The organism is Pseudoalteromonas sp. A757 (assembly GCF_004103285.1).
GTDB classification, from domain to species: domain Bacteria; phylum Pseudomonadota; class Gammaproteobacteria; order Enterobacterales; family Alteromonadaceae; genus Pseudoalteromonas; species Pseudoalteromonas galatheae.
The window spans coordinates 58,114-79,047 of the sequence record NZ_QNQN01000053.1; the positions used below are offsets into that span (position 1 = coordinate 58,114).

The 20,934-nt window shown below is 43.5% G+C and carries 15 protein-coding genes and 1 pseudogene; all 16 read left to right on the forward strand.

The features are described from left to right. Nucleotides 1–12: 12 nt before the first annotated feature. The 16 genes and pseudogenes from infB to DRB05_RS02485 all read left to right on the forward strand — a co-directional run bounded on the left by infB (nucleotide 13) and on the right by DRB05_RS02485 (nucleotide 20,335). Nucleotides 13–2,697, forward strand: coding sequence for a translation initiation factor IF-2 (gene infB / locus DRB05_RS02410; protein ID WP_128725525.1), 2,685 nt, complete (start codon nucleotides 13–15; stop codon nucleotides 2,695–2,697). Nucleotides 2,698–2,779: 82 nt separating this feature from the next. Next, nucleotides 2,780–3,184, forward strand: coding sequence for a 30S ribosome-binding factor RbfA (gene rbfA, locus DRB05_RS02415; RefSeq protein WP_128725526.1), 405 nt, complete (start codon nucleotides 2,780–2,782; stop codon nucleotides 3,182–3,184). Beyond that, on the forward strand, nucleotides 3,184–4,131 hold the full coding sequence (gene truB, locus DRB05_RS02420; RefSeq protein WP_128725527.1) for a tRNA pseudouridine(55) synthase TruB: 948 nt from the start codon (nucleotides 3,184–3,186) through the stop codon (nucleotides 4,129–4,131). The genes rbfA and truB overlap by 1 nt, the downstream gene beginning before the upstream one ends. A gap of 105 nt (nucleotides 4,132–4,236) precedes the next feature. Further along, nucleotides 4,237–4,506 (forward strand): 30S ribosomal protein S15, encoded by a 270-nt coding sequence (gene rpsO / locus DRB05_RS02425; protein WP_010370825.1) that lies wholly within the window; start codon nucleotides 4,237–4,239, stop codon nucleotides 4,504–4,506. A 224-nt stretch (nucleotides 4,507–4,730) separates the two neighbouring features. Continuing rightward, nucleotides 4,731–6,857, forward strand: a complete 2,127-nt coding sequence (gene pnp / locus DRB05_RS02430) for a polyribonucleotide nucleotidyltransferase (protein WP_128725528.1) — start codon at nucleotides 4,731–4,733, stop codon at nucleotides 6,855–6,857. Nucleotides 6,858–7,066: 209 nt separating this feature from the next. Then, nucleotides 7,067–7,954 carry a lipoprotein NlpI gene (gene nlpI / locus DRB05_RS02435; protein WP_128725529.1) on the forward strand — a complete coding sequence of 296 codons (888 nt, stop codon included), beginning with the start codon at nucleotides 7,067–7,069 and terminating at the stop codon, nucleotides 7,952–7,954. Beyond that, the gene (locus DRB05_RS02440) at nucleotides 7,932–9,059 is read left to right on the forward strand and encodes a hypothetical protein (protein ID WP_128725530.1); all 1,128 of its coding nucleotides are present in this window, start codon (nucleotides 7,932–7,934) and stop codon (nucleotides 9,057–9,059) included. Before nlpI ends, DRB05_RS02440 begins: the two co-directional genes overlap by 23 nt. A gap of 202 nt (nucleotides 9,060–9,261) precedes the next feature. After that, nucleotides 9,262–12,053, forward strand: a pseudogene (locus DRB05_RS02445) (monovalent cation/H+ antiporter subunit A). After that, nucleotides 12,053–12,394, forward strand: a complete 342-nt coding sequence (locus DRB05_RS02450) for a Na+/H+ antiporter subunit C (protein WP_010370832.1) — start codon at nucleotides 12,053–12,055, stop codon at nucleotides 12,392–12,394. Before DRB05_RS02445 ends, DRB05_RS02450 begins: the two are co-directional and overlap by 1 nt. Continuing rightward, on the forward strand, nucleotides 12,391–13,905 hold the full coding sequence (locus DRB05_RS02455) for a monovalent cation/H+ antiporter subunit D (protein ID WP_128725531.1): 1,515 nt from the start codon (nucleotides 12,391–12,393) through the stop codon (nucleotides 13,903–13,905). The genes DRB05_RS02450 and DRB05_RS02455 overlap by 4 nt, the downstream gene beginning before the upstream one ends. Beyond that, nucleotides 13,906–14,442 (forward strand): Na+/H+ antiporter subunit E, encoded by a 537-nt coding sequence (locus DRB05_RS02460; RefSeq protein WP_128725532.1) that lies wholly within the window; start codon nucleotides 13,906–13,908, stop codon nucleotides 14,440–14,442. Then, nucleotides 14,436–14,705, forward strand: a complete 270-nt coding sequence (locus DRB05_RS02465; protein ID WP_010370838.1) for a K+/H+ antiporter subunit F — start codon at nucleotides 14,436–14,438, stop codon at nucleotides 14,703–14,705. The genes DRB05_RS02460 and DRB05_RS02465 overlap by 7 nt, the downstream gene beginning before the upstream one ends. Before the next feature lie 9 nt (nucleotides 14,706–14,714). Then, nucleotides 14,715–15,041: a Na+/H+ antiporter subunit G gene (locus DRB05_RS02470; RefSeq protein ID WP_010370840.1), complete on the forward strand. Its 327-nt coding sequence runs from the start codon at nucleotides 14,715–14,717 to the stop codon at nucleotides 15,039–15,041. Between the two features lie 217 nt (nucleotides 15,042–15,258). Next, a complete protein-coding gene (locus DRB05_RS02475; RefSeq protein WP_128725533.1) occupies nucleotides 15,259–17,373 on the forward strand; it encodes a methyl-accepting chemotaxis protein in 2,115 nt (704 codons plus the stop codon). 103 nt (nucleotides 17,374–17,476) lie between these two features. Continuing rightward, entirely contained in the window at nucleotides 17,477–19,399 is a 1,923-nt protein-coding gene (locus tag DRB05_RS02480) for a DNA topoisomerase III (RefSeq protein ID WP_128725534.1), read from the forward strand. Between the two features lie 78 nt (nucleotides 19,400–19,477). Beyond that, nucleotides 19,478–20,335, forward strand: a complete 858-nt coding sequence (locus tag DRB05_RS02485) for a tetratricopeptide repeat protein (protein WP_128725535.1) — start codon at nucleotides 19,478–19,480, stop codon at nucleotides 20,333–20,335. Nucleotides 20,336–20,934: the final 599 nt, after the last annotated feature.

Sequence of the window (20,934 nt, forward strand, 5' to 3'; positions counted from 1 at the left end):
GTAACATCACGTATGGCAGAAGTGAGCATTAACAAACTAGCCGAGAGTATTGGTACAACTGTTGATAAATTACTACAACAGTTAAAAGATGCAGGGATCACCAAAGCCGAGGGCGACCAAGTTACTGAATCCGAAAAGGCGACGTTGCTTGATCACTTGAGCAAGCAACACGGTGGCACTGGTTCAACCGGTCCTGAGCGTATGACTCTACAGCGTAAGAGTAAAAGCACATTGAGTGTTAACTCGTCTGGTAAAGCAAAGTCTGTATCTGTAGAAGTCCGTAAGAAGCGCACTTACGTTAAAAAGAGCGCAATCGAGCAGCAGAAAGAGCAAGAACGCTTAGCTGCAGAGGAAGCTGCGCGCAAAGAAGCAGAGTTAATGGCTCAGCAACAAGCTGAGCAACAGGCCAAAGAAGAAGCTGAGCGCAATGCGCGCGAAGAAGCGGAACGCAAGGCCAACGAGGAAGCCGAGCGCAAAGCTAAAGAAGAGGCGAAGCGACAAGCGGATGCTGAACGTCAAGCCAAAGATAAGCAGAGTAAAGAAGTGGATAGCGCGCAACAAATTAAAGAACGTCAAGAAGCTGAGCGTCTGCGTCAAGAAGCAGAAGCGGCAGCCCTGAAAAAGGCAGAAGAAGAAGCAAAACGTCAAGCGGAAGAAGCTCGTCGTCTAGCTGAAGAAAACGAAGCACGTTGGAAGGCGGAAGAGGAAGAGCGTCTTCGTCGTGAAGAAAATGCCGATCATCACCTGACAACTTCAACTTACGCACGTGAAGCTGAAGATGAATCTGACGCACGTGAAGAGAAAAGCGCACGTCGTAAGAAGAAGAAAAAGTCAGCAAAAGATGAAGCAGCAGAAGCGAATGCGAGGAAGCTGAAAGGTAAAAAAGGTCGCTTAAAAGCGCCAACTTCGTTACAGCACGGTTTCCAAAAACCTGCAGCCGAAGTGAAACAAGAAGTACGTATCAGTGAAACTATCACTGTTGCAGAACTTGCTTCTCGTATGGCAGTGAAAGGTGCGGAAGTTGTTAAGACCATGATGAAGATGGGTGACATGGTTACGATTAACCAAGTTATCGATCAAGAAACTGCGCAGCTAGTCGCTGAAGAAATGGGTCATAAAGTTGTTCTAGTAAAAGAAAATGAACTGGAAGAAAAAGTGCTAAGTGACCGCAGTGAAGAGGGGTCTCTTGAACCACGTGCGCCAGTAGTGACAGTAATGGGTCACGTTGACCACGGTAAAACCTCAACACTTGACTACATTCGTAAAGCGAAAGTTGCTGACGGCGAGGCCGGTGGTATTACTCAGCATATCGGTGCATACCATGTTGAGACAGACAGTGGCATGGTCACTTTCCTAGATACTCCTGGACACGCGGCGTTTACGTCAATGCGTGCTCGTGGTGCGAAAGCAACCGATATCGTTGTACTAGTTGTTGCTGCAGATGATGGTGTAATGCCTCAGACGAAAGAAGCGGTACAGCACGCCAAAGCGGCCGAAGTACCACTTATCGTTGCCGTGAACAAGATGGATAAAGAGGGTATTGACCCTGACCGCGTTAAGAATGAGCTTGCTCAACTAGACGTAATCCCAGAAGACTGGGGTGGTGAAACGCAGTTTGTTCACATCTCAGCTAAGACTGGTCTTGGTATTGACGAGCTACTAGAAGCTATCCTAATGCAATCTGAGCTATTAGAATTACAAGCTTCTAAAGAAGGTATGGCGTCTGGTGTGGTAATCGAGTCTCGTCTTGACAAAGGTCGTGGTCCTATCGCTTCTGTACTTGTTCAATCAGGTACCCTAAACCAAGGTGATATCGTACTTTGCGGTCTTGAATATGGTCGTGTTCGCGCGATGAAAGACGAAAACGGTAAAGACATCAAATCAGCGGGTCCTTCAATTCCTGTAGAGATCTTAGGTCTTTCTGGCGTACCAGCTGCTGGTGACGAAGCGACAGTAGTTCGTGATGAGCGTAAAGCACGTGAAGTGGCACTATACCGTCAAGGTAAGTTCCGCGAAGTGAAGCTCGCTCGTCAGCAGAAAGCGAAGCTTGAGAACATGTTCTCTAACATGACTGAAGGCGACGTATCTGAAGTGAACATCGTACTGAAAGCAGACGTTCAAGGTTCTATCGAAGCAATCGCTGATTCATTGACTAAACTGTCTACAGATGAAGTGAAAGTGAAGATCGTCGGTTCTGGTGTTGGTGGTATCACTGAAACAGATGCAACCCTTGCAGCGGCTTCTAACGCTATTATGGTTGGCTTTAACGTACGTGCGGACGCTTCTGCTCGTAAAGTTATTGATACTGAGAACCTAGACTTACGTTACTACAGCGTTATCTACAACCTAATCGAAGAAGTAAAACAAGCAATGACAGGTATGCTTGCACCAGAATTTAAGCAAGAGATCATTGGTCTTGCTGAAGTTCGTGACGTGTTCAAGTCACCTAAGATCGGCGCTGTTGCAGGTTGTATGGTAACTGAAGGTGTGGTTAAACGTAGCGCGCCAATCCGTGTACTTCGTGATAACGTGGTTATCTACGAAGGTGAGCTTGAATCACTACGTCGCTTTAAAGATGACGTTGCTGAAGTTCGTAGCGGTATGGAATGTGGTATCGGCGTTAAGAACTACAACGACGTTAAAGTCGGTGACCAAATCGAAGTATTTGAAACTGTACAGGTTGAGCGTACGCTTTAATTGTAAGTTGTTAAAATACTTGAGATGGGGGCACTAGCCCCCATTTGTGATCTCATAGATTTTGAAATTTTAAGTGGTGAAAATGAGAGAATTTTCTCGTACAGATCGTGTAGCACAGCAAATTCAAAAAGAAATTGCGGTGATCCTACAGCGCGAAATTAAAGATCCTAGATTGGGTATGGTAACAGTGTCAGCTGTTGAGGTATCACGTGATCTTTCTTATGCAAAAGTATTCATTACTGTGTTGAATACCAATGATGAAGACAAAACTAAGCAAAGTGCGGCTATTCTGAATGAAGCAACCGGTTATATTCGCTCGCTTCTTGGCAAGCGTATTCGTGCGCGTATCATGCCTGAGCTTAAATTTGTTATTGATAACTCCCTAATGGAAGGTATGCGTATTTCTAACTTGGTTGACTCTGTGATCAGAGAAGACAACGCAAAGCGCGGTCCTGAGTCTGGAGATAAAGACCAAGAGGAAGAGTAATGGCGCGTCGCACCAAAGGCCGTGCGATCGACGGCATTCTGTTATTAAATAAACCGCAAGGTATTTCTTCTAACAAAGCACTGCAGCAAGCAAAGGGCATTTATTTCGCTCAAAAAGCGGGCCACACTGGTGCTTTGGATCCGCTGGCAACAGGTATGTTGCCAATTTGCTTTGGTGAAGCGACTAAGTTTACCCAGTTTTTGCTTGATACCGATAAAACCTACGTGGTGAGAGCACTGCTGGGTGAGCGCACGACGACATCAGATTCTGATGGTGAAATAGTTGAAACGCGACCAGTAAATGTAACACTTGAGCAGCTAGAACGAGAAATTGCCAGTTTCTTGGGGGAGTCTGATCAGTACCCTTCGATGTATTCGGCGCTCAAATATCAGGGCCAACCGCTATACAAATATGCCCGAGAAGGTATCGAAGTACCGCGAAAATGCCGCAAGATTAATGTCTATCGTATTACGTTAGATGAATACGACGAGCAAACTCAACAAATTCAAATGACAGTACATGTCTCTAAAGGCACTTATATTCGTACGATAGTCGATGATTTGGGGGAGAAACTTGGCTGTGGTGCGCATGTTATTATGTTACACCGTAGTGAGGTTGGTCATTATCCTAGCGACAAAATGATTACCTTAGTCGAGCTAGAAGCGTTACTTGAGAAAGCAAAAGCGGAAGAAGTTGCGCCTTCGACTTATCTTGATGAATTATTGTTGCCGATGGATACCGCTTTGGTCGACTTGAGCGTTGTTGATATTAGCGCTGAGCAAGGTGTTGCTTTTGGTCACGGGCAAACCGTTGCTGTCGAAAATTTACCAGACGGTATTGTTAAAGTGGTTGCTGATGGCAAGTTTGTTGGGATTGGCGAGCGTAATCCACAAGGGTTATTGAAAGCTAAACGCGCGCTATCTTCCGCTCAGCCAGAATCACAATAAAATCTTCCTATGCAAGGGGAGTTTATGCTGGTATAATCCGCCAGCTTCCGCTTTGGCTGAATTAGTGATCGGCTGAAGCATTACTAAACTTATTTTGGAGTTATTATGTCACTAAGCAATCAAGAAAAAGCAGAAATCGTAGCAAAGTTCGCACGTGCAGAAGGTGATACAGGTTCACCAGAAGTACAAGTTGCACTTCTAACTGCTGACATCAACAAGCTACAAGGTCACTTCGCTAACCACAAGCAAGATTTCCACTCTCGTCGTGGTCTTCTACGTAAAGTTAGCCAACGTCGTAACCTTCTTGACTACCTAAAAGGCAAGAGCGTTGACCGTTATGCTGCACTAATCAAAGAGCTTGGCCTACGTCGCTAATATTTTTGATTTCTTGTTGGAAATTTATCCAACAGTAAAAAAGGGGCTAATTAGCCCCTTTTTTTGTGGCTGTTCTATCAGTATACTTACAGCCGTTTAAAAATACTTTTAAACGAGCGTCAATTGGATTTCCAATTGTAGTGCTTAAGTAAATTATGATGAGTTTATTTAAGACTGTGATTGGTCCCCGTTGGCGTTGAAAACAATTTAGTAAGGAAAATATTGTGCAAGCAATTATTAAAGAATTTCAACTAGGTCAACACACGGTGACTCTAGAGACAGGTGCTATCGCACGTCAAGCTGACGGCGCAGTACTTGCAAGCATTGGTGATACTTCGGTACTTGTGACTGTTGTAGGAAGAAGAGAAGCGGCTCCTGGCCAAGACTTTTTCCCACTAACGGTTAACTACCAAGAAAAAATGTACGCTGCGGGTCGTATCCCTGGTGGTTTCTTGAAGCGTGAAGGTCGTCCTTCAGACGGTGAGACATTAACAGCTCGTCTTATCGACCGTCCAATTCGTCCTCTATTCCCAGACGGCTTCGTAAACGAAGTTCAGGTTATCGCGACAGTGGTTTCTGTAAATCCAGAGATCCAACCTGATATCGTTGCTTTGATTGGTACTTCAGCTGCACTAGCTATCTCAGGTATTCCATTCAATGGCCCTCTAGGTGCAGCGCGCGTTGGTTTCATCGACGGTCAATATGTACTAAACCCAACTCTTAAAGAGCTAGAGACAAGTAAGCTTGACTTGGTTGTTGCAGGTACTGAAAACGCAGTACTAATGGTTGAATCAGAAGCTGAAGTGTTAACTGAAGAAGAAATGCTTGGCGCTGTTGTATACGGTCATGAGCAATCACAAGCTATCATCAAAGCAATCGAAGAATTCCGCGCTGAAGCTGGTAAAGCAGCATGGGATTGGACTGCACCTGAAAAAGATTTAACCCTAGCTGAAAAAGTAGCTGCAATTGCAGAGCAAAAAGTAGGTGATGCTTACCGTATTACTGACAAAGTTGCACGTAAAGAAGCACTTTCTGAAGCAAAAGCAGAAGTCATTGAAAAATTAGGCGCTGAAGTTGCCGAAGGCGAGTCACTAGATGAGCAAGTGGTAGGTAAAGAATTCAGCTCACTTGAGAAGAAAATTGTACGTAGCCGCATCATTGCTGGCGAAAAACGTATCGACGGTCGTGAACCAGATATGGTTCGTGCGCTAGACGTGATGACGGGTGTACTGCCACGTACTCACGGTTCTGCAATCTTTACTCGTGGTGAAACTCAGGCACTTGTAACAGCAACCCTTGGTACTGAGCGTGACGCGCAGATGCTAGACGACCTAACTGGTACTCACAAGCATCACTTTATGCTTCACTATAACTTCCCTCCATTCTGTGTAGGTGAAACGGGTTTTGTAGGGTCTCCTAAGCGTCGTGAAATCGGCCACGGTAACCTAGCTAAGCGTGGTATTGCGGCAGTAATGCCAACACTGGCTGAATTCCCATATTCAGTACGTGTAGTATCTGAGATCACTGAATCAAACGGTTCATCTTCAATGGCATCAGTATGTGGTACTTCACTTGCGCTAATGAACGCTGGTGTTCCAGTTAAAGCGTCAGTTGCTGGTATCGCGATGGGTCTAGTGAAAGAAGGCGAAGATTTCGTCGTACTTTCTGACATCCTTGGTGACGAAGATCACTTAGGTGATATGGACTTCAAAGTAGCGGGTACAGCAAACGGTGTAACTGCACTACAAATGGATATCAAGATTGAAGGTATCACCAAAGAAATCATGCAGATCGCGCTTCGCCAAGCGAAAGCTGCTCGTCTACACATCCTAAGTGTGATGGACCAAGCGATTTCTGCGCCTTCTGAAGAGCTATCTGAGTTCGCTCCACGTATCTACACGATGAAGATCCCTGCGAAGAAGATTGCTGAAGTTATCGGTAAAGGTGGTGCAACAATTCGTCAGCTTACTGAAGAAACAGATACAACGATTGAAATTGAAGACGACGGTACTATCAAGATCGCTGCAACGAATGGTAATAGTGCACAAGCTGCTATTTCACGTATCGAAGCGCTTACAGCAGAGCTTGAAGTTGGTACGCTTTACACTGGTAAAGTTATCCGTATCGTAGACTTCGGTGCGTTTGTAAACGTACTACCTGGTAAAGATGGCCTAGTGCACATCTCACAAATCAGTGAAGAGCGTGTAAATAACGTTTCAGATCACCTATCTGTTGGTCAAGAAGTTAAAGTTAAAGTACTTGAAGTTGACCGCCAAGGCCGTGTTCGCTTAAGTATCAAAGAAGCTTTAGAGAAAAAAGCTGAGCAGCCTAAAGAAGAGGGTGCTGAGTAATCTCTGCAAGGCTTTGCATAGAATAGAAGTGTAAAGGGGCTGAATAGCCCCTTTTTTTATGCTTTAATGCTGTTTGACTCAAAATGATGAAACAAAACTGAGTTTATCTGGTCAATAGAGAACTAGGCAAAGTTTTAGTAAATAATCAGATTGTTGGTATACCTGTGCAAAGACTCTAAACGGGCAAATGCCATTGAATGAGGAAGGAAATGAAGTTAGCGAAAATAGTTGTGCCATTAGTGCTAATGGGGCTGGTAGGATGTAAAAGCACGCAGCCAGAGGCCACTAAAAACATTGTAAATGTTCCGCTTGCAGTACCACTTCAAGCCAATTTCCGTAATGAGATTGCCATTGCTCGATTTAACGAGTTACTCTTGCAACCAGATATGGCAAATGAACAACGCGCACAACTGCTATACAATCGTGGCATGTTGTACGATAGCATTGGCTTACAAACTCTTGCTCGCATTGATTTCAATCGTGCCGTAAAAATTAAACCAGATCTCGCGGAAGTTTATAACTTTCTTGGTATTCATCAAACGTTAGAGCAAAACTATGGCCGGGCATATGAAATGTTTGATGCCGTTCTAGAGCTTGACGAGCAACATGAATATGCCTATTTAAATCGTGGCATCGCATTGTATTACGGCGAGCGAGCTGATTTAGCTGTAAAAGATTTTGAAGCCTTTTTGGCGCGCGCTCCAAAAGATGCGTACCGCGCCATGTGGCTGTATATTGCTCAGCAGCAAGTAGACGGTGTACTTGCTAAACAAACACTAGCGGCAAATAGTCAAGCTTTAGATCCTGAAGAGTGGTCCTCTCAACTAGTTGCACTGTATTTGGGCACACTATCCGAAGAAGAGTTTCTAGCACAGATCTCTGAGGGGGTGAGCACCCAAGAAGAATACGCGCAGCGTCTTTGTGAAGCCTATTTTTATCTGGCTAAGCGGTATCAGGTTCAAGGCGATTTAGCTTCTGCTATTAGCTATTTTAAGCTCGCGCTGGCAACTAATGTATATGAGTTTGTAGAACATAAATACGCGCGTCTTGAGCTTGATTTACTTGCCCAGTTGAATGACGAACAAGACGCGAGCTAAACACCTGTTTATTTTTATGCTTATAGGGCTGCTGATTTCAAGCAGCCCTAATTATGCACATCTCTCTATCGCGCAAAAATCAGCACTTGTCGTCGCTAATCCAAATAGCTATTTTGCCATTGCACCAGAGCTTGAGGTGTTACCCTCACAAGCAAGTGCACAATTAGTAAAAGCCATTGCAGGCTTACAGCAACCAAAATGGGAGTTTGAACGCTTACAGCGTAGTTTGAGTGCTCAAGAGGAAAGTAGCACTAAGCTGCTTTTACTTGATGCTTGGCCCCGTTTAAATCGTCAACAGCGCCAGCAAGTGTCCGAGCAGTTAATATCACTTGGCCAATATCATTTGCTTTATGCACTTTCCATGCGTTACGCGTTAAACTCAGAACTCACTTCACTGCTCGCGGTGTGGCAAGGAAAGGCTGTAACGACATTTTTGAATAATCCTTACTTAGGACAGTTTTATACTCTCTCAGAGCGTCAGCATTCAAGCGTATCCTGTCAGTTTAATCTTGCACTAATTGCCAGTGATTTAGATGGTTTGCAGCACTTGCAAGCGCTTAAGAATGCCTATGAGCGACAGCCAGAACCAGGCAAAGGTACATATTGCTTATCTACGCCGATATATGCGGCGAATAAACTCAGTTGTAAGACGCAAAGAGGTTTTGCTGTATGCGACTTACAACACGAGCAGAGCTTGTCGAAATATGATCACCTCGTATTCATGGCAGCAGAAGGGCTTGCTAATGTCAGTGGCAGGCACATGACTTTGAGCGCCTCCAGCACTTACAATACGCTGATACATGAGCTTATGCATTTTAGTGGCTTTGAAGATGAGTACCCAATACCAGCTAAAAAAGCAAAGTGGCTTTGCGCGACTTCAGGGCAAAAGGCACCAAATCTTTACGTTGGTGACCAAGCACCGAACAATTGGGCGCCGAGTCGTACCTGTGAGTTAGGTAAACTTCCCTCATATAAACCCTCAAACAGTCACTCTTTGCTGGAATATCAATCAATTAAGTTAGATGAAAATTACCGTAAAAGGTGGTTAACTGTACTGAATTCAAGACGTTTAGAAGATAAAATAGCGGTTAATTCGGCTGAATAGTTTTGAACTTATTCTGAATAGTTTGTTAAGGTTGGCTAAAATAGCATCAGCTAGAAAGTGAAACTCTAGACAACTCAAACACTAATCAAGTATAACAGGGTTCATGTACGTGTGGTTAATGTGTACCGATCGCTCCAACTGGAAGGGGGATTGTCGCATTAATCTAAACGAGCCATAACGACGCAAATAAAAGGTTTCATCTATGACTTTATTTTGGATACCCTTGCTATCCTTAATTGGCAGTTTTATCTCTGCATTTACGGGAAAGCTTTCCGTAATCAGTCGACTGCTATAACCTTAGTAGCGCCAGCAGTGGCAATTTTACTTGCTGTTGAGCTCGCCCCTGCCGTTTTTGCAGGAGAGACTATTCGGTACACATTTGAATGGGTTCCGCTTCTAGATATTAACATCGCGTTTAGACTGGATGGTCTTGCGTTGCTGTTCGTTTTCATGATCTTGGGCATTGGTATGTTGGTTATCTTCTATGCTAGGTACTACCTTAGCCCCAATGATTCCATGCCTAAACTTTATGCCTACTTAATGCTCTTTATGACCGCTATGCTTGGTATCGTTATGTCTAATAACGTATTACAGCTGTGGCTATTCTGGGAGCTTACCAGTATTAGTTCATTTTTGCTTATTAGCTATTGGTGGCATAAGTCAGAAGCCCGCAAAGGGGCGAAAATGGCACTTGCTATCACAGGCGGTGGCGGCTTAGCGCTGCTCGCTGGCTTGATGTTGATAGGAGATATTGTTGGCAGTTATAACCTCGATGTGATTTTATCGAGTCGTGAGCTTATTCAATCTCATGCATTGTATGAAGTGGCGTTAATCCTTGTGCTACTGGGCGCATTTACTAAGTCTGCGCAATTCCCATTCCATTTCTGGTTACCGCACGCGATGGCTGCACCAACGCCTGTAAGTGCGTACTTGCATTCTGCGACTATGGTGAAAGCTGGGATATTCTTACTGGCACGCTTTTATCCTGCGCTAGCGGGTACAGAGCTGTGGTTTATCCTCGTAGGTTTAACTGGCTTAGCAACGCTGCTCGTTGGTGCCTATATTGCGCTATTTAAACATGATCTAAAAGGCCTTCTGGCGTTTTCAACGATCAGTCATTTAGGCCTGATTACTTTATTACTTGGTCTGGACACTGAACTTGCGACTGTTGCGGCGGTTTTCCATATTATTAACCACGCAACGTTTAAGGCCTCTTTATTTATGGCGACGGGGATCATCGACCATGAAACGGGCACTCGTGATATGCGTAAGCTCAACGGTATGTGGCGTTTTATGCCCTATACCGCAACGCTTGCGATGGTTGCCGCTTCTGCGATGGCAGGGGTGCCGCTACTTAATGGTTTCTTGTCTAAAGAAATGTTCTTTGCCGAGACGCTACACCAGCAACTTCTGGGCTCTATGTCATGGCTAATTCCAATTTTGGCGACAATCGCCGGTGCATTCTCTGTAGCGTATTCGGCGCGATTTATTCATGACGTATTCTTCAACGGAGATCCAATTGACTTGCCTAAGGAGCCACACGAAGCACCACGCTATATGCGTTTTCCAATCGAAATCTTGGTCGCTTTATGTTTGATAGTGGGCATGTTCCCTAACTTTATCGTTGATGGCATGTTAAAAACAGCATCAAGTGCGGTATTAGGGGAGGCTGCGCCAACCTTTGAGGTTGCTATTTGGCATGGCTTTAACTTACCACTGCTTATGAGTGGCCTTGCGGTATGTGGTGGTTTATTAATTTATACTCAGCGCAAATATCTATTCCAATTCCAAGCTTCATTACCGCCAATGAACGCAAAGAAAACGTTTGAACGCACTATGTACAACATAGTGTCTTGGAGTCGCGCGCGTGTAAACGCAATAGAAAATGGTTCGTTACAGCGTTATCTAATGCTGATGTTTATTGTTGTGTTGGTGAGTGCTGGTTGGCCACTGTTTGAAATGTCACAGTTAGTGGGTAATTTAGAGCCGACGCCAATTGATGTGCATAACGGTATCGGGGCTGGCTTATTAATGATTGGGGCAATTGGTACGGTTATTTGGCATCGTACTCGTATGGTTGCACTGCTGATGATTTCGGTTGTTGGTCTCATGGTGTCGGTTGCTTTCACACGCTTTTCAGCACCGGATCTGGCGCTTACTCAGTTAACGGTAGAAGTTGTAACCATTATCCTGTTAATGCTTGCGTTATTCTTCTTACCGCAAAGAACGCCGAAGGAATCAAGTTCTATTCGCGTACTACGTGATATTGGTATTGCTTCAGCAATTGGTGTGATCATCGGAAGTATTAGTTACGCCTTAATCACAAGACCACTAGACAGTATTTCTGAGTTCTTTATTGCAAATGCCAAGGTTGGCGGTGGCGGGACGAATGTTGTTAACGTTATCTTAGTAGATTTCCGTGGTTTTGATACGCTAGGTGAAATTACCGTTTTGGGTATTGCGGCGCTTGGAATTTATAAGTTGCTCATTAACTTACCACTATTTATGCCTGGTAGTGATAGTGAAGGAAGACCTTGGGCGAAAGAGAGATATCCACTACTGCTAGCAAGTATTTCGCAAAGCTTATTGCCTTTGGCGTTGTTGGTTTCGGTTTATATTTTCTTGCGTGGCCACAATCTTCCAGGTGGTGGATTTATCGCAGGTCTAATCACGGCAATAGCCTTTATTTTACAATACATTGCTCATGGTTCGAATTGGATTGCAGAGCGCTTTGATGTCAATTACCGCAAGATTATCGCAACGGGTATCGCTATTTCTCTGGCAACTGGTGTAGGTAGTTGGTTCTTCGGCAAACCATTCTTAACCTCATGGTTTGATTATTTTGATATCCCATTGGTAGGTAAAACTGAGTTGGCAAGTGCCATTGCATTCGACCTTGGTGTTTATATCACCGTGGTAGGTGCAACGCTGATGATTTTGGCGAGCCTAGGTAAAGTAACGGCAAATGCGCCCAAAGAAGAGGTGAATATTTAATGGAATTGCTTTATGCATCGTGCGTAGGCTTACTAGTAGCCTGTGGCGTATTTTTGATTCTACGAGCAAGAACATTCCCTGTTGTTCTTGGTTTAACTATGTTGTCTTATGCGGTTAACTTGTTTTTGTTCGCATCGGGTAGATTGACCTTAAACAAAGCTGCCGTGCTCGGTTATAGCAGTGAGTATGCAGATCCACTGCCGCAAGCTTTGGTATTGACGGCTATTGTTATCGGATTCGCGATGACGGCATTTGTCGTGATCTTAGCTATCCGCGGTCGTTCTGATTTGGGTAATGACCATGTAAATGGTATTGTTCCTGACAAAAAGGGTAAAGCATGATCCAACATTTGACTTCTTTACCTATTTTATTACCTATGTTGGCAGGGGTGATCTTGCTGATGCCACCGTGTGGTAAAAACCTAGCGATTAGGCGTAAAGTTTCTGTACTTATGTCGCTGATCACGTTTGCAGTTTGTGCCTCACTTTTACTACATGTTCAGCAGTCTGGCATTCAAGTTTATGCGATTGGTAACTGGCAAGCACCGTTTGGCATTGTGCTAGTTGCTGACCAACTTTCTACTCTGTTAGTCAGCTTAACCGCGTTGTTGTGTTTTGTGTGCTCGCTGTATAGCTGTGCTGGAGATGACGAACGAGGAAGCTTCTTCCATCCGCTACTGCACTTTTTGGTGATGGGGGTAAACGGTGCCTTTTTAACTGGTGACGCGTTCAACCTATTTGTATTCTTTGAGATTTTGTTGATAGCATCTTATGCGTTGTTAATGCATGGTGGTGATAAGCATAATACCCGTGCGTCACTGCAATATGTGATCCTAAACCTAGTGGGTTCGTCGGTATTTTTGATTGCATTAGGTATCTTGTACGGTGTGCTTGGTACTCTAAACATGGCGGATATGGCGTATAAGATCACGTTCTTACAAGGAGACGATGTTTATCTTGCTAAGATTGGTGGCTTGTTATTATTGGTTGTATTTGCACTAAAAGGTGCCTTGCTACCGCTTCACCTTTGGCTACCAAACACCTATGCAACCGCGTTACCTGTTGTTGCTGCTTTATTTGCAATCATGACTAAAGTGGGTGTGTATTCGATGATGCGCGTTTATACGCTGATTTTTGGCGACCAAGCTGGTGAATTAAGTCATATGGCACAAGAGTGGCTATGGTGGCTTGCACTGGCGACTATCGTCATGGGTGGAATTGGTGTGCTTGCTAGTCAAGATTTGCGCAAGCTGTCTGCAAATTTAGTGGTGGTGTCGGTTGGTACCTTAGTGGCATTAGTCGCCGTCCAAACGGTAAATAGCAGTGCTGCAGCCATTTACTATTTAGTGCACTCGACATTAGTGTCAGCTGCATTGTTCTTACTCGCTGATTTAGTGGGGAAACAAAGGGGCAAAGTTGCTGACAGGATCACTGCGGGTCGTCCAGTAATTCAACCTATGTTACTTGGGATCATGTTTGCAATTGCCGCAATTACTGTGATTGGTATGCCACCGTTATCTGGTTTTATTGGCAAGGTATGGATCTTAAAGTCGACTATTGAGTCGAGTCATACATACTGGTTTTGGGCGGTATATTTGTTGGTAAGCTTAGCGGTACTGGTTAGCGTTTCAAAAGCCGGAAGTACCGTGTTTTGGCATCATACCGGTAAGGTCGATACACAATCGGCAGAAAAAGCGCACCCAGCCCAAATTATCGCAATCTTGACCTTGATAATTTGTGCGCCGTTAATGGTGATTTTTGCCGGCCCATTGACTGATTACGCATTGTCGGCAGCCGACTCTTTGCACGACTTTTCTAGCATGACTAATGCAGTGTTAAAAGGAGCGAAATAGATGCGTTTAGAAGCAAAGTTTAAATGGCTACCAACGCCATTTCGCAGCTTATTATTATTTACTGTGTGGTTGTTGCTGAATAATAGCGTGTCAGCTGGGCATCTTATTCTCGCGACCATTCTAGCTATTGTGATCCCGCTTATTACCTATCGGTTTAGGACTAAGCAACCACTGATCATTAAGCCATGGCGTGCGCTTACTCATTTGTTGTTGGTGCTTTACGATATTATTACCGCCAACGTTGAGGTGGCGATAAAGATCTTAGGACCTACGAAAAAATTACGCCCCGGTTTTGTGTTGGTGCCGCTCGATATAGATCAAGCTATGCCAATTACTATTTTAGCCAGCACGGTATCGTTAACCCCTGGTACCGTAAGTGCCGAGGTATACCCTTGGCCCGAGTCGGTAAAAAGTGGCGAAAAACCAGAACGTAAATACTTACTGATCCATGTGTTAGATCTTACGGATGAGAAAGCATTGATTGAGACTATTAAATCTCGTTATGAAGCGCCATTGAAGGAGATTTTTGAATGCTAGAAACTGTAATTCTTATTGTCTTTGCGATGATAGGTGTATCACTTTTGTTAAACCTGTGGCGTTTAGTTGTCGGGCCTTCAATTCCAGATAGAATTTTAGCGCTGGATACCATGTACATAAATACCATTGCCCTTATTATTCTATACGGAATGAGTATGGGGACAGCATTGTACTTTGAAGCTGCATTATTAATAGCGATGCTTGGCTTTGTAAGTACGGTTGCGGTATGTAAGTATTTGCTACGCGGCGACATCATAGAGTAGGAGAGCGATATGTCAGAATGGATAATTTCGATTTTATTACTGTTAGGTGGTGCGTTTGTATTGATAGGCTCTATTGGCCTTGTGAAAATGCCTGACTTTTTTATGCGCCTCCACGGTCCTACAAAAGCGACAACGCTTGGAATGGCCTGCTTATTGACCTCGGCAATGGTGTATTTCAGTACCACAACTGACGGCGTAAGTGTGAAAGAAATATTGATTTCGATATTTTTGCTGCTCACTGCCCCCATTTCTGGGTATATGCTGATTAAGTCAGCAATACATCACCGTTTGCCAAGTAATGAAAAGACGACTGGCAAAGATAAGATAAAAAAATAGTGCTTCGGCGCTATTTTCTTTATCTATCGCTTTATAATTTATTTCTCAAAATTTTCCTCCTAAGCACCATAAATTTCAGTACGTTATTAATTTTTTTGCTACAGTTAAAAAAGGCTTCATAGTTGCCGATAAAAATAGGGGTCACTCGTTTTATCAAGTTGATGATGAACGTGTAGTGCAATTTGTTTGCATACTAAGTCTAAATACTGGGAATGTTATGAAACAAGCTTCGATTAAAAACAAACTCTTACTCTTTGTAACAGCATTAGTAACGAGTTTGGTTGTTATATTAGTGACAACAATGTGGTTTCACCTTGCAGCAGAAAATACCAAGCAAAGTGAAGGGGTCCAACAAGCGATTTATGATGAAATATCCCAAGGCCTTATTGCTAAAGGTAATCAATATGGGCAACGCGTGGCTGGCTTTATTAATGAAGCCTATCGTGTTCCTTACACTTTGGCTGGTGTGCTATCTCATACCACCAAGCAGGATCCTCTGAGCCGTGAACAAGTGCAAGAGATTGTTTATGGTGCGCTAAAGCAAAATCGCTTTGTATCTTCTATGTATGCACAGTTTGAACCGAATGGTTACGATGGCAATGATGCGAGCAATCAAGATGGTTCGAGTCACTCCGTGCCGGGCGCCGGTACCTTAGAGCTCTACTTTACTCAAGAAGCCGATGGTCCGATGCAACAAAAAGTTGAGTCGGCAGAAGAAAAGTATGCCGATGTAATCAATGAATTTGGCCTACGAGAAGCCGAGTGGTATTTGTGCGCAAAAGATAAAGTTGCACCTTGTATCATGGAACCCTATTTATATGAAATTTCTCCGGGCAACCAAATGTTGATGACTTCATTGACCACTCCAGTCGTGGTCAATCGTCAATTTAGAGGTTTGGTGGGCGTGGATGTAAATTTGCCTATTTTCCAGACCATGGTTGACGAGCTCTCAAACTCACTTTACTCAGGAGCCGCTAAAGTAACCTTATTAAGTGAGCTTGGTCTTGTTGTGGGTTCCAGCCACTACAAGAACCTAGCACGTCCACTTGCTGAGTCGACAAAGTCTGATAGGGCTGAGGTGTTAAAATCACTGCACACAGGCTCTGGGATTAAAGAGTTTGGTGAGGATTTAGTCGTAGCTGTACCGATTAAAATTGCGTTACCAAACACCACTTGGTCTCTTGTAATTGAGCTTCCTAAGGCAATTGCACTTAGCTCTGCAACCACCCTGCAAAGTCAACTTGAGGAGTCGACAGATTCTGTTGGTCGTTGGATGCTTACCATTGGAGTTGTTATTGCGGTTATAGGCATTGCCATTGCGGTAGTATTAGTGAACACAATTATTGGCCCGCTTACGCATATTCAGGAACGAGTCGAGAACTTAGCGTCTAGCGAAGGTGATTTAACGCATGAGCTAGAAGTGAGTCATCATGCAGAGTTAATTGCCTTGGCACATGGTTTTAATCGCTTTACTGATAAACTGCGCAAGATGATTGATGACCTCAAAGGCCTTGCTGAATCTTCCTACGAGCAGTCACATCGAACAACTGAAGCCGCAATTAACATCAAAAACAAAGTTGCCAATCAGCATCTAGAGATAGACAGCGTAGTAACCGCAATTAACGAGCTCAGTGCGACGGCCTCCGAGGTGGCTCGGGCGTCTGAAAAAGCGGCGGCAAGTACGAATCAAGCCGCTGATCAAGTTCAGCAAAGTGAACAAAGCATCATTAAAACAACTGAAACGGTGCAATCAATGGCGGATCAAGTCATTGATGCAAAACAAGCAGTGGTGAAGGTATCAGAACGCAGTGATGATATTTCCAAAATACTGGAGGTGATCAGAGCCATAGCAGAACAAACTAACTTACTGGCCTTAAACGCGGCAATTGAAGCTGCAAGGGCAGGGGAGCAAGGACGTGGTTTTGCGGTTGTTGCAGATGAAGTTCGAGCTTTGGCGTCAAAAACACAAGCATCGACGGACGACATTAGTAAACTAATAGATAACCTACAGAGTGAAGTCGCGAACTCAGGCCGGATCATTGAGAGCTCTGTACAGCTAGGCGAAGATGCAGTGAGTTATTGCCAAGAATCAGCTAGGTTAATGAGCACGCTAGTAGCTGAGTTGACAAGCATTTCTAATGAAGTAACACAAATTGCTACGGCGGCGGAAGAGCAAAGTATGGTGACCGAAGAAATTAATACAAATACGACGGGCATTTCAGATGCTGCTGCTGAGCTTTCGAAGTTCGCAGATGAGGTTGAGCAAGCGGCCAGTTCTATGACGCAGATAGTCGAACAAAAGCATAAGCAACTTAATTTATTAAGAACGTAAGTTTGCTGGTTTGCAAAGAGACTGGAGACAGTCTCTTTGCAGCTATGGCGTTTTTCGTCAAAATTCACTATGATAACTGTATCTATATACAGTTAAGCTAATCATGAAACTCTATATCGCAGAAAAACCCTCTTTAGGTCGAGCAATCGCCGATGTCTTACCAAAACCACATAAAAAACAAGATGGTTATATAGAAGTTGCGAATGGCGATGTGGTTTCTTGGTGTATAGGTCACCTGTTGGAACAAGCTGAACCTGAAGACTACGATGCCAAATACAAAAAATGGCAGTTTCAAGATTTACCAATCATGCCTACTCAGTGGCAGTTCAAAGCTAAGCCAAAAACAAAAAAGCAGCTTAGCACTCTAAAAAAGTTACTCACAAAAGCTGATGAAATCTACCATGCTGGAGATCCTGATAGAGAAGGACAATTGCTCGTGGACGAAGTATTTCAATTCGTAAACTTGCCAGACCGAAAAAGAGCAACGATCCGACGCTTGTTGATCAGTGATTTGAACCCGCAAGCTGTGAAAAAGGCATTGGCTTCGACACGGCCTAATCAAGAGTTTGTTCCTTTAAGTGTATCTGCGCTTGCAAGAGCTAGAGCGGATTGGCTTTTTGGTATGAATTTAACCAGAGCATTTACGTTGGCAGGGCAAAAAGCGGGAGTGAATACTGTTTTGTCGGTTGGTAGAGTGCAAACTCCCGTACTTGGCTTGGTTGTTAGAAGGGATTTAGAAATAGAGAACTTTGTATCTAAACCATTTTATGAGGTGATTGCACACATCAATAAACCACATTGGGGAGTTTTTGAAGCTAAGTGGGTACCAAGTGAAGCGTGTAAGCCCTATATGGACGAAGATGGGCGTGTTCTGGTTAAGGCCTTAGCCGAAAACGTTGCGGATCGGATCAGTCAAAAGCAAGCAACAATAACTAAGGTTGAAACGAAACCAAAAAAGATAAATCCGCCGCTACCCTATAACCTCTCTTCTTTGCAGATTGACGCAAATAAGCGCTACGGTTTATCGGCTCAGCAAGTGTTGGATATTTGTCAGGCACTCTATGAGAAACATAAACTGATCACTTACCCTAGATCAGATAACCGTTATCTACCACAAGAACATTTTGTTGAAAGAGAGCAAGTCATTGCGGCTGCTAAGCACAATCAGGGAATAGAAAGTAAGTTTATTAAGTTAGCTGACATGAATTTAAAAGGAGCGTGTTGGAATGATAAAAATGTAGAAGCGCATCACGCTATCATTCCAACCACTAAAAAGCTTCGCAGTGCTCAGCTTGGGCATAGAGAGTTGCAGGTCTATCAACTCATCTCTGTACAGTACCTCGCGCAATTCTTCCACCCCTATCGCTACAATGAAACCAAAGTCGAGTTGGAGATAAGTGGTGGCCAATTCAAAGCACAAGCGAAGCAAATAACAGATCAAGGATTCAAGGTACTGTTTAAAGGCCAAGAGGTAGAAAAAGAAAGCCTATTGCCGGAATTAGAGGTGGGAGAGCAACTTTTGTGCGAGAAAGGTGAAGTTAAAGAAAAACAAACTCAGCCGCCAAAGCATTATACTGAAGCCACCTTATTAGGTGCGATGACAGGTATTGCACGGTTTGTTTCCGATCAATCTATCAAAAAGGTATTGAAAGACACTGACGGGCTTGGCACTGAGGCGACGCGGGCCGGAATTATTGAGCTTTTGTTTAGGCGGCAGTTTCTTAGAAGAGAAGGCAAGACAATATATTCTACTGGACTGGGAAAGGCATTTATTCAAACCCTACCTGAGTCACTTTCATTACCAGACAGAACTGCGCTCTGGGAGTCATTGCTCGGAAAGATCGCCAATAAGGAAACGTCGTATAATCAATTTATGCAACCGCTTTGTGATGAGTTAGGTGGATTTATTGACAGCGCTCAGTCTATCAATACGAATGCACTGAAAGGTGTTCCTGTACCTGCATTTAAAAAACGCGGGGCAAGAAAGGGGAAGTTTACTCGAAAGAGAAAGCCAAGCTCTGCATAATTGTTTTCTTGGCTTGGTTGTAAATCCAGATAGTGTCACTATATCAACCATATTAATTACTCAGACAGAAAATAGAATATGAGCAATAAAATCCAACTAACTCCTGAAAACATTCAGCAAGTAATAACCGATCCAAATCCAGAGAAAGTGTTATTACTAACCTTTTATAGCAATCAAAACCCTGAATGTGTTCAGCAAGACCAAATATTGGAAGGGATCGCGGCCGCTTATAGTGAGCACATAACCATAGGTGTTATCGACTGTGATGTCCAACAAGCTCTGGCATCTCAACTCGCTCAGCAAATTGGTTTACAAGCTTTGCCAACGATTGTGATTTTAAAAGGTGGTGCGCCGGTAGATATGCTGGCAGGGGCAAAAACAGAAGAAGAAATTAAAGAAGCTCTGTCTGAGCATTTACCATCACCTGAAGTTATTTTACTTGATCAAGCGAAGCAATTCCTCGCAAGCGGCGACCTAAATAATGCCTTTGGTTATGCGAAGAAGGCATACGACATCGACAGTAGTAATACTCGGGTTAAGTTGGTGTTTGCGGATATCTGTATGCAAATTCAAAAATTTGATGAAGCTCAAGCGTTATTAGATTCTGTAAATGAAGAACAGCGAGACCCGTATTACCACAATTTAGTCGCTAAATTGGCGCAAGCTGCGGCTGCACAAGATTCACCAGAGGTAAAGCGTCTAGAGCAAGCGGTGAAAGCTGAGCCTGATTTATTAGACTTACGTTGTCAGTTAGCTCAAGCTCAGTTAGATGTGGGTAAAAAAGAAGAAGCATTGGCAAGCCTACTTATGGTGCTTAAGAAAGACATGAACTACGGTGAAGCCAAAAAGGGATTTTTAGATATTATCGCTTCGCTTCCTGATGGCGATAGTGTTGCTTCTGCATATCGACGAAAGCTATATAGTCTTCTTTACTAAAAGAATAGATAGTTGAATATCAAGATACAGGTGAAAATTTCTTCAACTGTATCTTGCATCCTCCCAAATTTGATCAATACTTATGATCCCTTCGCGAAAACTGGTGACAGTTTTATGAAGAAAATATTGCATTAATGTGGTTTTTAAGCGGTTTTGTGTGTTTTCTGTTCGAACAAACCTTTTTTATAAGTTTTAATGAAAAAAGGGGTTGCACTAAAATCGGATCTCCCTATAATGCGCATCCACCGACACGGGGAGCAGCGCTGAAAAGCAATAAGCCAACGAGTTGGTAGTCGAGTAAAACTTAGCTTTGAAAACTTCTCAAGAAATTCAAAATTAAGTGTTGACAAAAAATCGGGAATGCTTAGAATGCACATCCCTCGAAACAACGAAATGTTTCGAAACGTTCTTTAAAAATATGAAGCAATCATCTGTGTGGGCACTCGTACAGATTGAGTTCTAACAGCAGATTCTAGTTCGCTAGATGACGCAAACAAATTTAGAGTCTCAATTGAACTGAGTGACCAACAGAATAAACATAGTTTATTCAGCACAGTCAATTCGATACCGAAAGGTATCAAAATCAGAATTCAATGAGC